This window comes from Vibrio renipiscarius (assembly GCF_000827885.1).
GTDB lineage: Bacteria > Pseudomonadota > Gammaproteobacteria > Enterobacterales > Vibrionaceae > Vibrio > Vibrio renipiscarius.
The window spans coordinates 143,548-162,472 of the sequence record NZ_JTKH01000006.1; the positions used below are offsets into that span (position 1 = coordinate 143,548).

The window sequence follows — 18,925 nt, forward strand, 5'->3', positions numbered from 1 at the left end:
TGATAAAAATTTTGATATTAGGATAAACAAAATAAAATCAAAAAAACACCGTTTTTATAATTGTTGACCTTGATTTTACATTTGTCACCCTCATGTTAATTAGCAATCATCAGATAATTTTCTTAGCTTACAACGAGCTAGAATCCTGATAAGTATAGATGTTATGGAGTAAACATGAGCGAAACAGCAACACAAAATAAAGAAACTCGTGGTTTTCAATCTGAAGTAAAACAGCTACTTCATTTAATGATCCACTCTCTGTACTCAAACAAAGAGATCTTTTTACGTGAGTTGATTTCTAACGCGTCTGACGCGTCAGATAAACTGCGTTTTCAAGCGCTATCGAATGCAGATTTATACCAAGGTGATGCTGACTTAAGCGTTAAACTGTCTTTCGATGAGCAAGCGAATACCCTGACGATTTCAGATAATGGTATTGGTATGAGCCGTGAAGATGTGATTGAACATCTGGGCACGATTGCAAAATCGGGTACGGCAGAGTTCTTCTCTAAATTGTCTGATGATCAAAGCAAAGACTCACAGCTTATCGGTCAATTTGGTGTGGGTTTCTATTCTGCATTTATTGTTGCTGATGCCGTGACTGTGCGCACTCGCGCGGCAGGCTTACCGGTTGAACAAGGCGTTCAATGGCATTCTGCTGGTGAAGGCGATTACACCATTGAAGATGTACGTAAAGAAAGCCGCGGTACCGATATCGTTCTTCACATGCGTGAAGAAGGCAAAGAATTCCTAAATGAATGGCGTCTACGTGATGTCATTAGCAAATATTCTGATCACATCGGCATTCCTGTTGAAATGCAAACCGATGTTCGTGATGACGAAGGCAAAGAGACTGGCGAGAAAAAGTGGGAGCAAGTCAATAAAGCTCAAGCACTTTGGACGCGCAATAAGTCTGAAATCTCCGAAGAAGAATACCAAGAGTTTTATAAGCACGTTTCCCATGACTTTGCTGATCCACTGGTGTGGAGCCATAACCGTGTCGAAGGTAAGAACGATTACACCAGTTTGCTGTATATCCCAGCGAAAGCACCGTGGGACATGTTTAACCGCGATCATAAATCGGGTTTAAAACTGTATGTACAACGCGTGTTCATTATGGATGACGCAGAGCAATTTATGCCTTCGTACCTGCGTTTTATTCGCGGCTTAATTGATTCAAACGATTTACCATTGAATGTCTCGCGTGAAATTCTGCAAGACAATAAAGTGACTCAATCGCTGCGTAACGCGTGTACCAAACGTGTATTGACGATGCTTGAGCGCATGGCCAATAACGACAACGATAAGTACCTGTCTTTCTGGAAAGAATTTGGCCTAGTGCTAAAAGAAGGTCCAGCAGAAGACATGAGCAACAAAGAGAAAGTGGCCGGTTTGTTGCGTTTTGCTTCTACGGAAGTGGATTCAGAAGAACAAACGGTGGGTCTGGCCTCTTACGTTGAGCGTATGAAAGAAGACCAAGATAAGATTTACTACCTAACGGCAGACAGTTACGCGGCGGCGAAAAACAGCCCGCACCTTGAGCAGTTTAAAGCCAAAGGTATCGAAGTTATCTTGATGTTCGACCGTATCGACGAGTGGTTGATGAACTACTTGACCGAATTTGATGGCAAACAATTCCAATCGATCACCAAAGCGGGCTTGGATCTGAGTAAATTTGAAGACGACGCTGAAAAAGAAAAACACAAAGCGGCGGAAGAAGAGTTTAAATCGGTTGTGGAACGCACGAAAGATTACCTTGGTGAGCGCGTAAAAGAAGTTCGTACGACCTTCAAGTTGGCGACAACGCCGGCGGTGGTTGTGACGGATGATTTCGAGATGGGTACACAAATGGCGAAGCTGCTTGAAGCCGCAGGCCAAGCGGTACCAGAAGTGAAATACATTTTTGAAATTAACCCTGAGCACCCATTGGTGAAACAAATGGCGGATGAAACCGATGAGCAAGCCTTTGGTCGTTGGGTTGAAGTATTGCTTGGTCAAGCGATGCTGGCAGAGCGTGGTTCACTGCAAGACCCTTCGCAATTCTTAGGGGCAATTAATAGCCTTTTGACTAAGGGTTAATAGCCTTATAAAACCAAAAAGCTCGCATTGTGCGGGCTTTTTGTTTGAACATCAGAGATAAAGGGTAAAACGTGCCCTAGTTATGCTGAGCACGTGAGCCAATAACGTGGCTTAACATTCTTTAGTCTTATTAGAGTCGTGCTGTCTATAAAATATGGTAGACTCAGACACTTGAATGTGAGTCTTAAGGCGAGTGCTTCACTCGTCAAAACACAATACACAGTTTAGTGGGTATATACCGAAACTTACCGCTCGCATTTGTGGTGTCTGCTTAATCAAGATTGAGTAAATTCAGCATTTGTTCGGCATCTGATGGTGAGCTTCGGTATAAATTTCTAATATTAAAGAGGATAAATCATGCGCATCATTCTTCTAGGTGCTCCAGGTGCAGGTAAAGGCACACAAGCAAACTTCATCATGGAAAAATACGGTATTCCACAAATCTCTACTGGTGACATGCTGCGTGCTGCTATCAAAGCAGGTACAGAACTAGGCAAACAAGCTAAAGCTGTTATCGATGCTGGTCAGCTAGTTTCTGATGAAATCATCCTTGGCCTAATCAAAGAGCGTATCGCTCAAGACGATTGTGAGAAAGGTTTTCTTCTAGATGGCTTCCCTCGCACTATTCCTCAAGCTGACGGCCTAAAAGAAATGGGCGTAGCGGTCGATTACGTGGTTGAATTTGACGTTGCTGACAGCGTGATCGTTGAGCGTATGGCAGGTCGTCGTGCTCACCTTCCTTCAGGTCGTACATACCATGTAGTGTACAACCCGCCGAAAGAAGAAGGCAAAGATGACGTAACCGGTGAAGATCTTGTTGTTCGTGATGACGACAAAGAAGAAACGGTACTTGCTCGTCTAGGTGTATACCATGAGCAAACGGCACCACTGATCTCTTACTACGGTAAAGAAGCAGAAGCAGGTAACACTAAGTACCTTAAATTCGACGGTACTAAGCAAGTTGCTGAAGTAAGTGCAGACATCGAGAAAGCACTGGCTTAATTCTCACTAAGAGAAAATATTGCTATAGTAAAGGCGGCCTAATGGTCGCCTTTTTATTTGTGCTTTTAAATGCTTAAGTCTGCTGCTCGCTTGATCGCTTCGCTGTCGAGTGCGTAATTACATATTTCCAACTGTCGATAGGATGCCATGAACAAGAAGAACAAACAGGGTGTATTACTGGTTAATCTTGGCACGCCAGATGAACCTTCCGTGCCTGCGGTAAAACGTTTTTTAAGTCAGTTTCTGCATGATAAGCGAGTCGTCGATATGACCCGCTGGTTATGGTGTCCGTTACTTCATGGCGTTATTTTACCCATTCGCGCGCCCAAAGTTGCCAAATTGTATCAGTCAGTTTGGATGGGTGAAGGCTCACCATTAATGGTGCATTCTCAGCGACAAGCGGACAAGTTAGCACAGGCACTTGATATTCCGGTTGCATTAGCAATGACTTATGGCAACCCAAGTTTACTGTCGGGTTTTCAAGCGTTGATGGAGCAAGGCGTCGATGAGGTCATTGTATTGCCGTTGTATCCGCAATATTCGGCGACCACGACCGCCGCGGTTTCCGATGGTTTGACGTTGGCCTTCAAGAAAATGGCGGTTATTCCCAGCTACCGTTTGATTCGTGATTATCACCAGCACCCACTATATATCAAAGCGCTCGCCGACAGCGTACGTCGCTCATGGCAAGAAAAAGGGCAATCTGATTATTTGCTGTGTTCCTATCATGGTATCCCTCAGCGTTTTGCTGATAATGGGGATATCTACCCATTACATTGCCAGAAAACCACTCAGTTGTTGCAGCTAGAGTTGGGATTAAGCGATGAACAAATTGGCATGACGTATCAATCCCGATTTGGGCGTGAAGAGTGGTTACAGCCTTATACGGACAAAACACTCGAAGCACTACCGAATAAAGGGATTAAATCCATTGATGTGATGACACCTGCGTTTGCTTCGGATTGCTTAGAGACATTGGAAGAGATCTCAGTGGAGTGCCAAGCGCTATTTAAAGAACATGGTGGTGAGGTCTTTAACTTTATCCCATGCTTGAACGACGATGATCGTCATATTGAAATGATGGTAGAGTTAATTAAGTAGCGGACGAGAACAATAAAGCCCAGCAATGCTGGGCTTTGTTTTGTCGAGTGACAGGTAAACGCTAGAGAATATTAGCGATTACCTTGATACGTTTTGTATTCGAATACTTGACCACGCTCGTTATACGCGTAGACGGCATAGGAATCTTTTTCATTGCCATATTCCATACCCGGAGAACCCATCGGCATTCCCGGAACGGCCAGACCTTTGGCATTTTTCGGTGGGTTAGCGAGGAAGGCTTTAATATCATCCGCTGGGATGTGTCCTTCAAAGACATAACCACCAATCTCTGCGGTGTGACAAGACGCCAGCTTTGGCGCGAGGCCAAGATCTTGTTTGACCTTATTCATGTCGTCATGCAGTTTTTCTTTCACGGTAAAACCTGCCTCTTCCATGTGCTTGGTCCATTCTGTACAGCACCCACAATAAGGTGATTTGTGGTTAATGACATCTGTGGCCCAGGCGGCTGCAGGGCTCGCCAAAAGTAGTGCTAAAGAAAGTGTTTTAATGGTCATAGTTGCCTCTAATAACGATTCGTCGTTTTGAATAATCTTAATCTGTTTGCGTTACTGACCACTGTGATAGAAGAAAGGGCCATGGCCGCTCCCGCTACGACAGGGTTAAGTAAAAAACCAAATGCTGGGTATAAAATGCCCGCAGCAATCGGAATACCTAGAGAGTTGTAGATAAATGCTCCAAATAAATTTTGTTGCATGTTTTTCATCGTCGCTTTTGATAGCTCAATAGCATTTACGACGGCCAAAGGTGAAGAGTGCAATAGCGTCATTTGCGCACTTTCAATGGCGACATCACTGCCGCTGCCCATCGCAATACCGACATCAGCCAACGCCAGAGCGGGGGCATCATTCACGCCATCTCCGACCATCGCGACGTTGCGACCTTGCCCTTTTAATTGGGCGATGTAATGCGCTTTTTCATCGGGTAAAACTTGTGCCACAATAGTACTGATACCAATTTGTTTTGCAATCGAACTTGCCACTGTGTGGTTATCGCCGGTTAACATGATGGGCTCAATATTCATGGCTTTTAAGGCTGAAATTGCGATTGCCGCATCTGGTTTTATTGGATCCGCAATGGCGATCACGGCTCGTGCAATACCAGAAACGGTCAGGACGACAGGGGTCCATACGCGCCGTTCACACTCTGCGAGAGCGGTATCAAAGTGTCTTAAGTCAATATTGGTTTGTTGGGCATGTGGCAGAGAGATCACTGCAATGGGTTGATTGTCCCATAATCCGCTCACCCCTTTTCCTCGCAAATTCAGGAAGTCATCAACCTCTTTGAGAACGATATCTTGCTGCTTGGCTTGAGTGACGATCGCTTTTGCAAGCGGATGTTCGGAGTGCTGCTCTAGGCTGGCCGCAATTTGTAGCCAATGATCTTGTTTTTCGATATCACAAAACAGGTGTTCAACACTTGGCGCGCCTTGCGTTAATGTGCCCGTTTTGTCAAAAACGACGCAATCTACTTTGCTTGCAGATTGCAATACATCGGCATCGCGAATCAAAATGCCCATCTCGGCTGCTTTACCAATTCCTACGGTGACAGACAGTGGCGTCGCAAGGCCAAGTGCGCAAGGGCACGCAATAATGAGTACCGTGGTCGCGACAATCAGCATGTAACTGGCTTTCGGATCGGGGCCAATAAAATACCAGAGCAATGCAGACAGTATCGCTATCGCCACAACAACAGGCACAAAGACCGCAGAAATTTGATCGGCCAATTTAGCAATAGCAGGCTTGCTGCTTTGTGCTTGGCGAACCAAACCAATGATACGTGCGAGCATCGTGTCGCTGCCCACGCTGGTGGCTTGAATAATGATACTGCCATCTTGATTGAGCGTTCCTGCCGATACTGGGCTGTCGATTTGTTTATCGACAGGCATCGGTTCCCCCGTCAGCATCGACTCATCGATATAGGAATGGCCACGAATGACCGTCCCATCGACTGGGATTTTTTCACCGGGCTTTATGCGTAATGCCATGCCTTCAATGATGGCCTCGACAGCGATGGACTGATCGCCTTGTGGGGTGACTAATGTTGCATGCTTCGGCTGGAGATCGATCAGCGCTTGCAATGATTGTGTTGTGCGAGCTTTGGCTTTGGCTTCGATATAGTGACCCAAAGAAATCAGGCCAATGATCATCGCACTGGCTTCAAAATACACATGGCGAGAGGCCTCTGGAAACCAGGTCGGAAAAAGAACGATCAATATTGAGAAGATCCACGCCGATCCCGTACCGAGTGCGACTAGCGTATCCATGGTTGCACGGCGATGTGTCAATGCAAGCCAAGCGTTAGTGAAAAAACTGCGCCCAGCGGTGGCCAATAGCCATAAGCATAGAAGGCCCACGGCACCCCAAGCCCATTGATCCGTCGTATTGCGGATCATCATATTGCCGCCAAACACCCCCCAAGCCATTAATGGTGCGCCAATCGCTAATCCCACCCAAGCACTGTGTTTATGATGCGCTTGTATTTGGCGTAACTGCTGGGCTTGTTTCTCTTGTTGTGTCTTAGGATCGTCAATAATTTGCGCTTGGTAGCCACTTTTCGCGACGGCTGTAATCAGAGCATCATTGTTAAAGTGTGCACTGCTTGTAAAAACCAATGCACTTTGTTCCGCTAAATTGATTTGCGCTCTATTAACCCCGTCGACAGACATTAAGGCTTTTTCGACCGAAGACACGCAACTAGCACAAGTCATTCCGGTAATGAGCAGGTTGATTGTTCGTTCGGTGCTTGCCGCAGGCGCTTGGTCGGAAGGCGATCGTTGTGGCGTGGCAGTTTCTGTCGTTATCGAAGGTTGCGAAAGAGAGAGCGCAGAGCTGGATGCAGAGACAGATTGATAGCCTATTTCTGCGACTAACTGATTAATGGATTCGTCAGATAGCGTGGTCATTACGCTAAGCGTTGTCGTGGTGACCTCTAATTGGGCAATGTATGGCGACCGCTTTAAATGCTCGACCAATTTCTGTACGCAACGTTCGCAGCTCAGGCCAGTCAGTGAAAACTGTTTATGGATATCGGCTTGATAACCCAAATCTTCTATTTGCTCGATTATGGCGCTCAGCGTGGCTGACGTTTCTAGCGTAATAGACGTGGGGGAGAGCGATTGTATTGACAGATCGAACTGCTGTTTAAGGCGTTTTTCTACCTTACCGGCACAGCCCATACAATTTAGCCCTTGAAGTGGAATCTCAAACTGGTGCATCACTTGCCCTCAACCTAAAACGGTAACTGTGTTGGAGCATAAACCTTTCCTCAAGGGGAAGGTCAAGGCAGAAATTCAACTTTTTGATTTTGAGAGCACGATTTAATCAAGGTGGGGGCGGAGGATTCTCTTGCGAGTCATATCAAGGTTTCGTCAATGGAGTTCTAAAGCAACGTGAATCGTTCAAAATTCGTTGCGAGTGGGTTAACAAGAGAGGTTGAATTGAATGTGTTATAAGCAAAAAACAATAAAAAACGCTATTTTATATCTTTGGTGGCGTCGGATAATTAATTGTTTTTTAAGTATTTATATTTAATTTTGTTTTCTGGTTTTGAACTGGATCAGGTTCCAGTTTGGATTTTTTTTTGCGATTTAAAAATTTTGTCATATTTGCCCCGTCCACAAATTATTTCCGAATTCTAACCATGTCCTAGTGAGTGCATTTGGAAATGGAAAAACTAAAAAATATAGGGGTTAAACATGTCTTATCTAAAGAAAAGCTTATTAGCGACGGCCATCACCGGCATGATGTTCAGTGGTTCTGCATTTGCCGATGGTGCAGACAGTGATGCTGCGGAAAAGTTTTTAACGCAAGATTCATTCTCATATGAGGTGTACGGTATTATCGCGATGCAGGCCGCGTTTCGCGATTACGACTCCGGTAATTCAGTCACGGATGACAAACTCGGTGGCTCACAATTAAACAATGAGTCTCGTATTGGCTTTCGTGGGAAGAAGCAATTTGCCAACTTAGATTCGACGTTCATTTGGCAAATCGAAGGAGGGTATGTTGACCCAAGCTTTGGCGGAGAAGGCGCTGGTCTTGGTGAGCGTGACACATTCGTTGGTTTTGAAAGTGATTCGTGGGGAATGGTTCGACTTGGTCGTGTCTTAACGCCGATGTATGAATTGGTTGATTGGCCAGCCTCAAACCCAGGCCTTGGCGATGTGTATGACTGGGGCGGCGCCATCGGTGGCGCTAAGTATCAAGATCGTCAATCCAATACAGTGCGTTGGGACTCTCCAATATTTGCCGACAAATTTTCTATCGACGCGGCTGTGGGTGCAGGTGATGAAGCCGGCTTAGGTGAGGGCGATGATTACTGGGGGGGTATTGCGGCTCACTATAAACTGGGTCCATTGCAGTTTGATGCCGCCTATGAAGGAAACCGTAATATTGAATCAGAGGGCCAAACTTGGGAAAACAATACTTACCTCGTGGGGGTACAAGGTTGGTTTGATAACGGCGTTTCCTTTTTTGCCCAATACAAGTACATGGAAGCAGATGCCAGCAACGGCGTTAATGAGAAACAAGATTCTATGTCTGCGGGTTTGATGTACACCACCGGTGACTGGCAGTACAAATTGGGTTATGCGGCGAATTTCGATCTTGAGCGTGATGGAAAGACCATTGATAACACCTCCGATGATGTGTTGTCTGCACAGGTGATGTACTTCGTTGATCCTTCAGCAGTCATTTATGTTCGAGCGCGCACCCTAGACTTTGGTGATGGCGCGACGTTTGTTGACGGCTCGTTAGATGATAACGGCAATGCGAATGCTCGTTGGAAATCAGCGGATTATGATGAGTTCTCTGTCGGTATTGAATACTACTTCTAACACGACGGAAATATAAAGGGCGAACTTCACCTTTTACTTCTCTCTGTTCAACGTGAGGTTGCAGCAATGCTGCTGACTGGCAATCTGCAACGCCACGTTGATTGGGCATAAAGTCGGACTTTGAACGCGACAAATGAGATGACCATGATGAAAAAAATTATCACTATTCTGGGCTTGTGCACCCTAATGTCAGCGCCTGTATTGGCAGCCCAAATCACGCTCCAATCTGAATTGGTTCCTCGTGTCCTCAATGGTGAGGAGATCTACCCCGCCCAAATTTCAGCGCAAAATACGATTGAAATAGACAATGGGGAGAATCAACTGGCGATGACGGTTGGGCAAATTGTATTTGAAGATGGTAAGCGTCGAAAGTTTGATTCTCAGCTGCTGTTGTTGACGTTCGATGCGCAAGAGCACGCGAAATTAGCCTTAACATACGACAAATTTCGCACCATTGAAGAAGCAAAAGCATTTGAGAAAAATCCGGTCGTAGCGCTTACCGATGAGAATGGCAATAAGGTGAGCTTTTCGATGGTCCAGCTAAATAAAGGTGGCCTTCAAGGTTTTCGTGACTACCAACGTGAGGTGGCCGACTACCGTCAGGCGGTCAATAAAGAGGTGATGCAAAAACGTATTGTGGATTCGCCGGTTGTCACCCAAACGCTCAAAACATCCTTTAATGAATTGAGCCGCGAGGATCAACAAGCGTTCATGCAATGGGCGATGAGCAATTTAAAATAGTGGCCATAATGATTGATTTTTAAAGGGATGAAAACGGAGATGCGTTTCATCCCTTTTTGCCATCTAAGGTGTATAGAAGGCTTTATCGGTGAAATGTAATACAAAGATTGTAGAATTGGCTTACGATGATAAAATGTCGCCACTTTTTATCCTTGATATAATAACGAGAGATAGCTTTCTCGTGGTATTTACCCCTAAGGAATTCAAATGACGGTTAAAACTCGTTTTGCTCCTAGCCCAACAGGCTACCTTCACGTCGGTGGTGCACGTACTGCACTATATTCTTGGCTATATGCTAAACACAACAAAGGTGAATTCGTTCTGCGTATCGAAGACACCGATCTTGAGCGTAACTCTCAAGAAGCGGTTGATGCGATCATGGAAGGTATGGAATGGCTAGGTCTTGAGTGGAATGAAGGTCCTTACTTCCAAACTCAACGTTTTGACCGTTACAACGAAATGGTTGATCGTCTGCTTGCTGAAGACAAAGCGTACAAATGTTACGCGTCAAAAGAGTTGCTTGATGAAGTTCGTGCAGAACAAGAAGCAAACAAAGAGATGGCTCGCTACGATGCAAACCATCCAAAGATCAAAGCAGTAAACGAAGCGGCTAAAGATGGCGATCCATGTGTTATCCGTTTCCGTAATCCAACAGAAGGCTCAGTTGTATTTGAAGACCAAATTCGTGGTCGTATCGAAATCAGCAACAGCCAAATGGATGATCTGATCATTCGTCGTACTGACGGTTCACCAACGTACAACTTCTGTGTAGTGGTTGACGACTGGGATATGGAAATCACTCACGTTATCCGTGGTGAAGATCACATCAACAACACGCCTCGTCAGATCAATATCTACGAAGCACTTGGTGCACCAGTACCTACATTTGCTCACTGTGCAATGATCCTTGGCGATGATGGTGCAAAACTGTCTAAGCGTCACGGTGCTGTATCGGTAATGCAATACCGCGATATGGGCTACCTACCAGAAGCATTAAATAACTACCTAGTACGTCTAGGTTGGTCTCACGGTGACCAAGAGATCTTCTCTCAAGAAGAGATGATTGAGTTCTTCAGCCTAAATGCCATCTCTAAATCAGCGTCTGCATTTAACACTGATAAGCTACTTTGGTTGAACAACCACTACATCAAGACTTCAGCTCCTGAGCATGTGGCTAAGCACCTTCAATGGCACCTAGATCAGCAAGCGCTAAACATTGAAAATGGCCCAGCAATCACGCAAGTGATCAAGCTAGTGGGTGAGCGTTGTAACACTCTAGTCGAACTTGCTGAGCAAATCCGTTACTTCTACGAAGATTTCTCTGAGTTTGAAGCGGGCGCGGCGAAGAAGCACCTACGTGGTGTGGCTAAAGAGCCTCTAGAAGCGGCACTGGCGAAAGTAGAAGCGATTGAAGAGTGGACGACTGAAAACCTACACCAAATGATTGCAGACGTATGTGCTGATCTGGAAATTGGTATGGGCAAAATCGGTATGCCACTGCGCGTAGCAGTGACTGGCGGCGGTCAATCACCATCCGTTGACGCAGTAATGCAGCTGATTGGTCAAGAGCGTTGTGTTGCTCGTATCAAGATGGCACTCGCATTCATCGCAGAGCGTGAAGCAAACGCATAATTGTGACAGAAAAACCAAAACTGAAACCGCAGCCTTAGGGCTGCGGTTTTTTTTCGTCGCGTAATTTATTGGAATTTCTACTTTTCTTGTTCTACTTTTATTTGTGTCACTGTTGAGAAGTTACATAAGCAATCAACAATTCTGTTTTTGAATCAATCGATGCACGAATGTGTGCCAGCCTTTACTCTACTTAGCCTGACGGCCAAAGTTGAGGTTCGATTCGAAGATTGTGTAATGATTTCGGCACCTTATTCCCCCTTTAAGGTGGTTAGCAAATTGTTATAGTGTGACTGCTGCCAACAAAAATAATTCTTCTAGGCAGCTTTTTAGGAGTGATAACTCAAGTCGGTGTCGAATATTTAGACCCGTTACTTGCTCAAGTAAATAATGGATTAAAGGAATTTCCATGATGAAAAAATTAGCAGTGGTAATCTCAGCGTCACTTATGATGACTTCAAATGTCGCTTTTGCTGACCCGTATGTAGGTCTAAAAGCGGGTTATTCTTGGCTTGATGATGAATGCAAGGCAGGGATTGCGTGTAGTAGTGATGATGATTCAGCTTCCGTAGGCATCTTTGGTGGCTATAACTTTACCGATTATCTAGCGCTGGAAGCAGGCTACGATTATCTGGGTAAATTCTCTGGTGCGGGTCTTGATGACCGCAGCGTTGGTGCCGTTACGTTAGCGCCTAAATTAAGCATCGGCTTAACCGATGCACTAGACATCTACGGTAAGTTTGGTGGTGCCTACGTTAATTATGGATCGAAAGATGATGCGTCTTTCTTAGGTGCATTGGGTCTTGAATATGACGTAATGGAAAATGGTTCAGTTCGAGTGGAATACCAAGCTCTGACCGACATCAATAATGATATTGTGCGCGCATTTGCTAATACCGCGAGCATTGGTTTTGCCTATAACTTTGGCGGCAGCGAAGAGGCGGCCCCTGTCGTTGTTGAAGAAGTCATGGTGGAAGAAGTTGTCGAAGTCGTTGTGATGACGAAAACATTTGAAGCGACACTGCTTGATACCGAAACCTTCGCTCTAAATAGCACCGAGCTTAAACCGGAAAGTGCGAGTAAACTGGATGAACTTGTTCAGATGCTAGCGGCGTACCCACAAGCAGACGTTAATGTCGTCGGTTATACCGATTCATCGGGTGCGGCAGAATACAACCAAGCGCTTTCAGAGAAACGCGCACAATCGGTTGCGAATGTACTGTCTGAACGCGGCATCGACCCGAGCCGTATTAGCGTGAGCGGTGAGGGTGAAAATAACCCTATCGCGAGCAATGATACAAAAGAAGGTCGCGCTCAAAACCGTCGTGTTGAAATTACGGTTCCTGAATTTGAGTACCAAGTACAACAATAAATTCAGCGCCTAAATAAAGAAAAGCCTCGATAGTTGTCGAGGCTTTTTCGTTTTCAGTATGAGTCGTGTTGACGAATCGACGAAGAATGTGTGAAGGGCGTCTTGTCGCATCATTTTAAGTCGATACTAATCAGTCTACCCATAAATTCCAGTATCTCTAGGTTGGCTTTATTGGCTTCCAATAGAGCCTTTTTGGTTTTGGTGTAAGCGCCTAATCGACCGTGTTTATTGATTGAACAGACGACACTGCGATAGATTAACTTGCCATTTTCGTCATAGTTTCGCCACGCAGCAATGTAACATTCATCTTTTGCATCAGGGCTTTCTTTCGTTGGCCTTGGCTTGAAGATGATCTTTGGTTCGAGTGAATGAGGCAGGCGCGTCATGAGGTAGGGGTCTTTCAGCAAGCGACGCCAGAATTTTCCCCACATTTGACTGCCTAGTTCATTTCTTAACTTAATGGCTTTCTGAAGCCCTTTTTTCTCCCCAATTTTCAAAAAGCCCACCGAGCGGTGCAGCACAGTGTCTTCTGGCGTGTGGATATGGATTTTGTAGGCCGTTTTCGCTTTAGAAATAAACCGGTGTCCGGTGTTTGTTTTTAGATTGCTCTTTGGCATAAGTCTTAGTGATATATCTGTTATTAAAGAAAGGGTAAGCAATTGTTACGAGCACTTAAAGTGCGAATACTCAATAAAGATAGCTCATTCGGGAAAAATTGCTTAAGAACCTACTTTGCTCACAGAACAAGATTGGCGTGAAGGTGAATAGGGCTGAGGTTCGCGAGATAAATGGGCGATGATGAGAAGCCCCCGGAAATGGATGACAAGGCCACAAGTGTTCGTGTTACTCAAAGCCAGAGTGAAAACCGCTTCGTCACCGTGGTGGCATAAGAGAAGAGCCTAAGGTCGAGTGTCATTGCTTAATAGATAGCGACGAATTTATTGATGGGAACGGCATTGCCGCTCCCTTTTTGTTCTTGGGCATGAGTATCATGGCGCTAAAAATAGGCGATAACGATTGAGGTTACAGGATGAGCTTGTGCATCACATCGCCAATTTGAATGCTGCTGGCCAGTTCTGGCTGATCAACGTGTAGTTCAGCATCGTGCTCGTAGACGCGGCTAACCGTTAAGGTGATGTCAGACGCGGTGACTTTATTGCGTGGCAAGCCGCGTTGATCAATAAACGATCCGGTATGCCATAGCTGTAATTTGTCGCCTTCTTTCACCCCATGGATACGACCTAGATTCATGGTGAGCGTACTTCCCCACTTGGCAACAATTTCAGGTAACGTGATTTTGCAAGAGACTTCAGACTCGAGGTCAAGCATCACGTTGCGACTGACACGTAACATCATCTCACCATAGGTCGAGGCCCAAAAACGAGCGCTGCGCGTGTCCACTTGGCTGGTTTTAGGGAATGGCCATAGCGCCACTTCACGGTAATTACGGGTGTAAACTTCGCTGCCCGTTTTCCCGTCAAAAATGGTCAGCTCCATCGCGAATTGGCGGTTAGTCGTGTCGTCTTTGAGCAGCTTTTGGTCGATGGTTGCGGTTAAATCGGTAATAGTGCCACCAACAATATACTGCGCCCCGGTATCTTCCGCGATCATCTTTAAGCGCTCAGGATTATGCTTATTGATCTCAAAATCGGTGGTGCCGACAGAGACAAAACTGGAGGATTCTTGATCCAATTGTCGATTGATGACTTGGGCGAAGTCATCACCTAAGCTATACACTTGACCCATTACCGCTTGTTGTGGTGACGCTAAATCAATATTGCCGACCAAAAATGTCTTCTTGTATTGATCGACGTGGCAACCTGTTGCCGATGGATAAATATCAATTCGGGCTTTCACGACCATGACATTTTTACGAACTCTTTGTTCTTCAACTAAGAGGTAGCGCACTTCATGGTTAGTGAATTGATATTCCTTTCGTTCACTCTCTAGTAGTGGCTTTAGGTTCGAAATACTACCGATGTCCGCTCCAGAAAAACTGACGGCTTTATAGATCGCATCCTCCAAAGCGTGCAGGCGCGCGGCTTCTTCCGATGACACGACGGTTGCCATGCCAGTCACTTCATACCAAGCCGCATGAGCGATTGAGGCATTTGTGCTGAGTAAAAGTGTTGTAAATAAGCCGATAATAATTTTTTTCATATTTTATTTACCAATTAGGTACAGTTTTTGCTTTGTTAATCGTAGCAGATTTTGGCATTGCGTTTCTTTATGTATGCCAATAGAGAAAAGCAAAGAATGTTCCACTTTTTCCAAAGAGAGAAAAGTGGGGCGTTTATGCCTAAATGTATTGGAGATGAGAGAATGAAAAAATGGTTAGCCTTAGTGCCCGCGGTGTTCCTTACCGCATGTGCTTATGCCCCTATCTATAATGGTAAAGAACCTTACCAGGGCAGCCAGTTTATGTTGATGGATAGCCCACGACATACGCTTGATTTTTTTGTTGAGAGCTTGACGGAAGAGTTAGTGCAATCAAACACGAGTGTCTCTGCCCGTACTCCGATTGCGGTGACATCGTTTGTTGATTTACAGCATATGGATGCGACAAACTGGTTGGGTAACTCCGTATCGGAAGGCTTCATTTATCAATTCCAGCGCCGTGGTTTTAAAGTGGTTGATTATAAAACCACGGGCAATATTCAAGTGACTTCTCAAGGCGACTTTGCATTTAGCCGAGACTGGAAAGAGTTGGCACAAGAGCAAGATATCGAATATGTACTGACCGGCACGATGCTGCGGCAAGAAGGTGGCGTATTGGTGAATGCCCGTGTGGTTGGTATGCAATCTCGCGTGGTTGTCGCGTCTGCACAGGGCTTTTTGCCTGCGGATCGAATTGGCCGTGATCTTGATACGCTGAACACGATTCGTACTCAAGATGGTGTGTTGATTCGTTCCGATCCTACCATCCGTCAACCGTATACCGTTATTTTACGCCCATAGGAATCCCCATGAAGAAGTTACTACTCTTATTCGTTGTATTGTCTATGGTGGGTTGTCAGCCTCTAAGCCAAATGCGCCCAGATGACTGGCTGACGGCCGTTGGCTATGCCAGTATCAGTGAGCAAAAGGGACGCAATACGGATGAAAAACAAGTTCGAGCGATGCGTGCTTCAAAAATTGATGCGTACCGAGAGTTAGCTGAGCAGGTATATGGAATGCGCGTCAGTGGCCGTGCGGATCTTAAAGATCAACGTTTGGGAACTGAAATTACGTCTGGGGCTGTTGATGGTGTCATTCGTGGCGCAGAAGTCGTGCGTAGCTATAAAGTTGAGGATACATATGTCACTGAATTGCGTTTAGACATTCGTAAGATGGATAAATTACGCAGTTACGGTGAGGTGCAGCAAGTTCCGGAAAAACGTCAGCAAACGTTATTTTAGAACGCGGTTGATTTAACGCTTAATTCTCTTCTCTCTTCAATAAAAATGCGGCTATCGATTGGCCGCTTTTTTTCGATTTGAATACTGTGTTTCGCTTGGTGCCTGTATCGTTAGCGTGTGCGTGCTCTATGCTTTTAGGTTGGTGCCTAGCGTTGAAATATTGCGGGTTTGGCCTTCGGCAGTATACGTCATGCCTATTTTGCCTTGGCTTTGTTTCATCAAATTATTGAGTTTGTGAAAGCTCAATTGGGCGCGCTGCAATGCTTCACCATTAATGGTGTTCGTGTGCTGGCACTGTGCGATTAATTGATGAATATTCGCCACGATTTGGCTTAACTCAGGATCGGTTTTCAGGCTTTCTACATCGGGATGGCGACCAATGCGTTCATCGGTTTGCTGCAATTGAAGAATGAGCGTGCTTTTTTGTCGAGCTAGCGCTTCAATATCTTTCGAGATCCGTTGGGCAATCGCCTGCTGTTCTTTCTTTAATAATTCAGAAAGATCGTATGCATTGCGATGTTGAAATTCAACTAAGCCTTGTAACGCAGCCATAAACGCTCTCTATTTTTACAAACCAAGTTCTTTTTCAAACTTGATCATGTTATCCGCGAGTTTTTCAGGATCGACGGAGTAAGAGCCATTCGCAATCGCCTCTTTAATGGAGGCTACTTTCGCTTGATCAAAGCTCGGCTGACTCGCCATTTTATTGTGCATCTCGCCGACCGCTTTACCCGCAGAGCTTAAAGATACCGCGTCTTGAGGGGCGTATGATGTTTTGGTCGTGGAGGTTGACGACGTTGTACTCTCGCTACTACGAGCTGGGTTACGAGTGGACGTCGTCAGCGTTTGTCCTGCGCGTATATTATCTATACCTGCCATTTAAAAGCCTTTTAACATGTAGAAAATCCTGTACACAACCTATCGGCTGAGAGGGTGAGATCTTTAGCGATATTTATCATCGATTGTTGAAAATGATGATAGCAAAGAGTTTTCTTTAAAATATCACTGTCACTTCGGATATTCCGGTTACTCTTGCATCAATTATACGATTGGATTTGCTATTTTTCACTCTAATCTGCTCGCCTTGTGCTCCGTCAGTCAGCGCAACGCCTTTTGTGGTGATGGTCATACCTGACTTTGCGGCTTTAATGGTCACGGTATCGTTACGGCAAACGACGCAGATATCGTTTTGTTCGATAATGTCACCCACGCGTAAGTTTTTCTTCACTTTTGCTCCAATGACAGCATTTGTAGTGGAAAAACCTTGCCGCCTTAAGCGCTGCAAGTCTACCATGCTGATGCCTACATCATGGGCCGAAATGACTTGTCCTTTATTCATCGGAACATTCAGAGAAACTTGAGGCCCCGTGCGTTTAAGACGCACGGAAACATAGGTTTTCCAATTATCCTCTGGGCACTCAACCAATACGGTAATGTTACTGCTATTTTGGTTGGTTGATCTTGACGATGTAATGAGAGGAATCGGACAATCGGTTGCAAAGATACGGCTATCAATATTGGCCGATTTCGCTTCTAATGCGCCACCTTGCGGTTGTTCAATGGTGTCGAGAATGTATTGTTCTGCCGCATTTTGAATTTGAGCGATCTGCTCTTGCGTCGCGGATAGAGATGAAAAACTAAAGAATAACAGCGACGCGCCGATAAACTTAATTATTCGATTAAAAAAACACTTAACAGGGTGTTTGGAATTAGGGGGAAAGGATGTGTTTAAATACATCATTCGATTTCTCTAGTTTTCATTGCTTGTGCTAGATTACCACTTTTTTTGTATGAAAGTTTGAGAGGGAGAGGAGCTTATGACGGGTATTCTTGATTCTGTGAATCAGCGTACACAACTCGTCGGTCAAAACCGATTGGAATTACTCACATTTCGCCTGATGGGTCGTCAGCGTTATGGGATTAATGTGTTCAAAGTTAAAGAAGTACTCCAATGCCCTAAGCTGACTGTCATTCCGAACTTGCACCGCCTTGTAAAAGGCATTGCGCATATTCGCGGCCATACCGTATCGGTGATTGATTTAAGTTTAGCGATTGGTGGCCGACCGACGACCGATATTGATAAAGCGTTCGTGGTGATTGCGGAGTTTAACCGCTCGATTCAAGCTTTCTTGGTGTCTTCGGTTGAGCGTATTATCAATATGCACTGGGAGGCGATTTTGCCACCTCCTCAGGGTTCAGGCAGAGCACATTACCTGACCGCGGTGACCAACATTGATAATGAACTCGTTGAAATCTTAGATGTTGAAAAGATTTTGGCTGAAATTGCACCCGTTGATGAAACCATGGATGCGAACATTGGCGCGGAGATCGCACAGGCGCAAATGGATAAACCAACGGTTCGTCGTATTTTAATTGCCGATGATTCTACCGTGGCACGTAAGCAAGTTGAGCGTGCGATTACCTCAATAGGCTTTGAAGTTGTCTCGGTGAAAGATGGCAAAGAAGCGTATGAAAAATTACTTGAGATGGCGTCTCATGGGCCGATTGATGATCAAATTGCCTTAGTCATCTCAGATATTGAAATGCCCGAAATGGATGGATACACCTTAACGGCCGAAATTCGCCGTCATCCAGAACTGAAAGGTTTATATGTAATACTCCACTCATCACTGAGTGGTGTCTTTAACCAAGCAATGGTTGAGCGTGTAGGAGCCAATTCTTTCATCGCGAAATTTAACCCAGACGAGCTTGGTCATGCAGTGAAGACTGCACTTATCAATTAAAGAG

The 18,925-nt window shown here is 45.2% G+C and carries 17 protein-coding genes; 10 read left to right on the top strand and 7 right to left on the bottom strand.

Translation table 11 applies throughout. The annotated features are described in order from the left end of the window. The first annotated feature begins 174 nt into the window (after window positions 1–174). The 3 genes from htpG to hemH all read left to right on the top strand — a co-directional run bounded on the left by htpG (window position 175) and on the right by hemH (window position 4,182). Window positions 175–2,079, top strand: a complete 1,905-nt coding sequence (gene htpG / locus OJ16_RS03895; protein ID WP_040987658.1) for a molecular chaperone HtpG — start codon at window positions 175–177, stop codon at window positions 2,077–2,079. A gap of 357 nt (window positions 2,080–2,436) precedes the next feature. After that, on the top strand, window positions 2,437–3,081 hold the full coding sequence (gene adk, locus OJ16_RS03900) for an adenylate kinase (RefSeq protein WP_040987660.1): 645 nt from the start codon (window positions 2,437–2,439) through the stop codon (window positions 3,079–3,081). A 147-nt stretch (window positions 3,082–3,228) separates the two neighbouring features. Continuing rightward, the gene (hemH, locus tag OJ16_RS03905; protein ID WP_040987661.1) at window positions 3,229–4,182 is read left to right on the top strand and encodes a ferrochelatase; all 954 of its coding nucleotides are present in this window, start codon (window positions 3,229–3,231) and stop codon (window positions 4,180–4,182) included. A gap of 71 nt (window positions 4,183–4,253) precedes the next feature. Here the strand turns inward: hemH and OJ16_RS03910 are convergent, their stop codons facing one another. Both OJ16_RS03910 and OJ16_RS03915 read right to left on the bottom strand, forming a co-directional pair. Further along, window positions 4,254–4,697 (bottom strand): DUF411 domain-containing protein, encoded by a 444-nt coding sequence (locus OJ16_RS03910; RefSeq protein ID WP_040987663.1) that lies wholly within the window; start codon window positions 4,695–4,697, stop codon window positions 4,254–4,256. 8 nt (window positions 4,698–4,705) lie between these two features. Further along, complete coding sequence (locus OJ16_RS03915; RefSeq protein WP_040987665.1) at window positions 4,706–7,417, bottom strand: heavy metal translocating P-type ATPase; 2,712 nt, start codon at window positions 7,415–7,417, stop codon at window positions 4,706–4,708. Between the two features lie 480 nt (window positions 7,418–7,897). Here OJ16_RS03915 and chiP point away from each other — a divergent pair, with 480 nt between their 5' ends. The 4 genes from chiP (at window position 7,898) to OJ16_RS03935 (ending at window position 12,779) form a co-directional block, all read left to right on the top strand. Beyond that, a complete protein-coding gene (gene chiP, locus OJ16_RS03920) occupies window positions 7,898–9,037 on the top strand; it encodes a chitoporin (RefSeq protein WP_040987667.1) in 1,140 nt (379 codons plus the stop codon). 144 nt (window positions 9,038–9,181) lie between these two features. Beyond that, on the top strand, window positions 9,182–9,778 hold the full coding sequence (locus tag OJ16_RS03925) for a YccT family protein (RefSeq protein WP_040987669.1): 597 nt from the start codon (window positions 9,182–9,184) through the stop codon (window positions 9,776–9,778). A 207-nt stretch (window positions 9,779–9,985) separates the two neighbouring features. Then, the gene (gene gltX / locus OJ16_RS03930; RefSeq protein ID WP_040987671.1) at window positions 9,986–11,410 is read left to right on the top strand and encodes a glutamate--tRNA ligase; all 1,425 of its coding nucleotides are present in this window, start codon (window positions 9,986–9,988) and stop codon (window positions 11,408–11,410) included. Window positions 11,411–11,819: 409 nt separating this feature from the next. Next, window positions 11,820–12,779: an OmpA family protein gene (locus tag OJ16_RS03935; protein WP_040988774.1), complete on the top strand. Its 960-nt coding sequence runs from the start codon at window positions 11,820–11,822 to the stop codon at window positions 12,777–12,779. Between the two features lie 110 nt (window positions 12,780–12,889). Here the strand turns inward: OJ16_RS03935 and OJ16_RS03940 are convergent, their stop codons facing one another. Together OJ16_RS03940 and OJ16_RS03945 are read right to left on the bottom strand one after the other, a co-directional pair. Next, window positions 12,890–13,396 carry a hypothetical protein gene (locus OJ16_RS03940; protein ID WP_040987673.1) on the bottom strand — a complete coding sequence of 169 codons (507 nt, stop codon included), beginning with the start codon at window positions 13,394–13,396 and terminating at the stop codon, window positions 12,890–12,892. Window positions 13,397–13,802: 406 nt separating this feature from the next. Continuing rightward, window positions 13,803–14,939, bottom strand: coding sequence for a flagellar assembly protein FlgT (locus OJ16_RS03945; protein WP_040987675.1), 1,137 nt, complete (start codon window positions 14,937–14,939; stop codon window positions 13,803–13,805). Window positions 14,940–15,101: 162 nt separating this feature from the next. On the opposite strand from OJ16_RS03945, the gene OJ16_RS03950 reads away from it, so the two are divergent. Both OJ16_RS03950 and flgP read left to right on the top strand, forming a co-directional pair. Then, complete coding sequence (locus OJ16_RS03950; protein WP_040987677.1) at window positions 15,102–15,737, top strand: FlgO family outer membrane protein; 636 nt, start codon at window positions 15,102–15,104, stop codon at window positions 15,735–15,737. Between the two features lie 8 nt (window positions 15,738–15,745). Continuing rightward, a complete protein-coding gene (gene flgP / locus OJ16_RS03955; RefSeq protein WP_040987679.1) occupies window positions 15,746–16,177 on the top strand; it encodes a flagellar assembly lipoprotein FlgP in 432 nt (143 codons plus the stop codon). A gap of 126 nt (window positions 16,178–16,303) precedes the next feature. On the opposite strand, the gene OJ16_RS03960 is transcribed toward flgP, so the two are convergent. The 3 genes from OJ16_RS03960 to flgA form a co-directional block, all read right to left on the bottom strand. Next, window positions 16,304–16,729, bottom strand: coding sequence for a flagella synthesis protein FlgN (locus tag OJ16_RS03960; RefSeq protein WP_040987680.1), 426 nt, complete (start codon window positions 16,727–16,729; stop codon window positions 16,304–16,306). Window positions 16,730–16,744: 15 nt separating this feature from the next. Beyond that, window positions 16,745–17,056, bottom strand: coding sequence for a flagellar biosynthesis anti-sigma factor FlgM (flgM, locus tag OJ16_RS03965; protein WP_040987683.1), 312 nt, complete (start codon window positions 17,054–17,056; stop codon window positions 16,745–16,747). Between the two features lie 115 nt (window positions 17,057–17,171). Beyond that, a complete protein-coding gene (flgA, locus tag OJ16_RS03970; RefSeq protein ID WP_040987684.1) occupies window positions 17,172–17,918 on the bottom strand; it encodes a flagellar basal body P-ring formation chaperone FlgA in 747 nt (248 codons plus the stop codon). Between the two features lie 76 nt (window positions 17,919–17,994). Here flgA and OJ16_RS03975 point away from each other — a divergent pair, with 76 nt between their 5' ends. Continuing rightward, window positions 17,995–18,921 carry a chemotaxis protein CheV gene (locus tag OJ16_RS03975; protein WP_040987686.1) on the top strand — a complete coding sequence of 309 codons (927 nt, stop codon included), beginning with the start codon at window positions 17,995–17,997 and terminating at the stop codon, window positions 18,919–18,921. Window positions 18,922–18,925 lie beyond the last annotated feature (4 nt).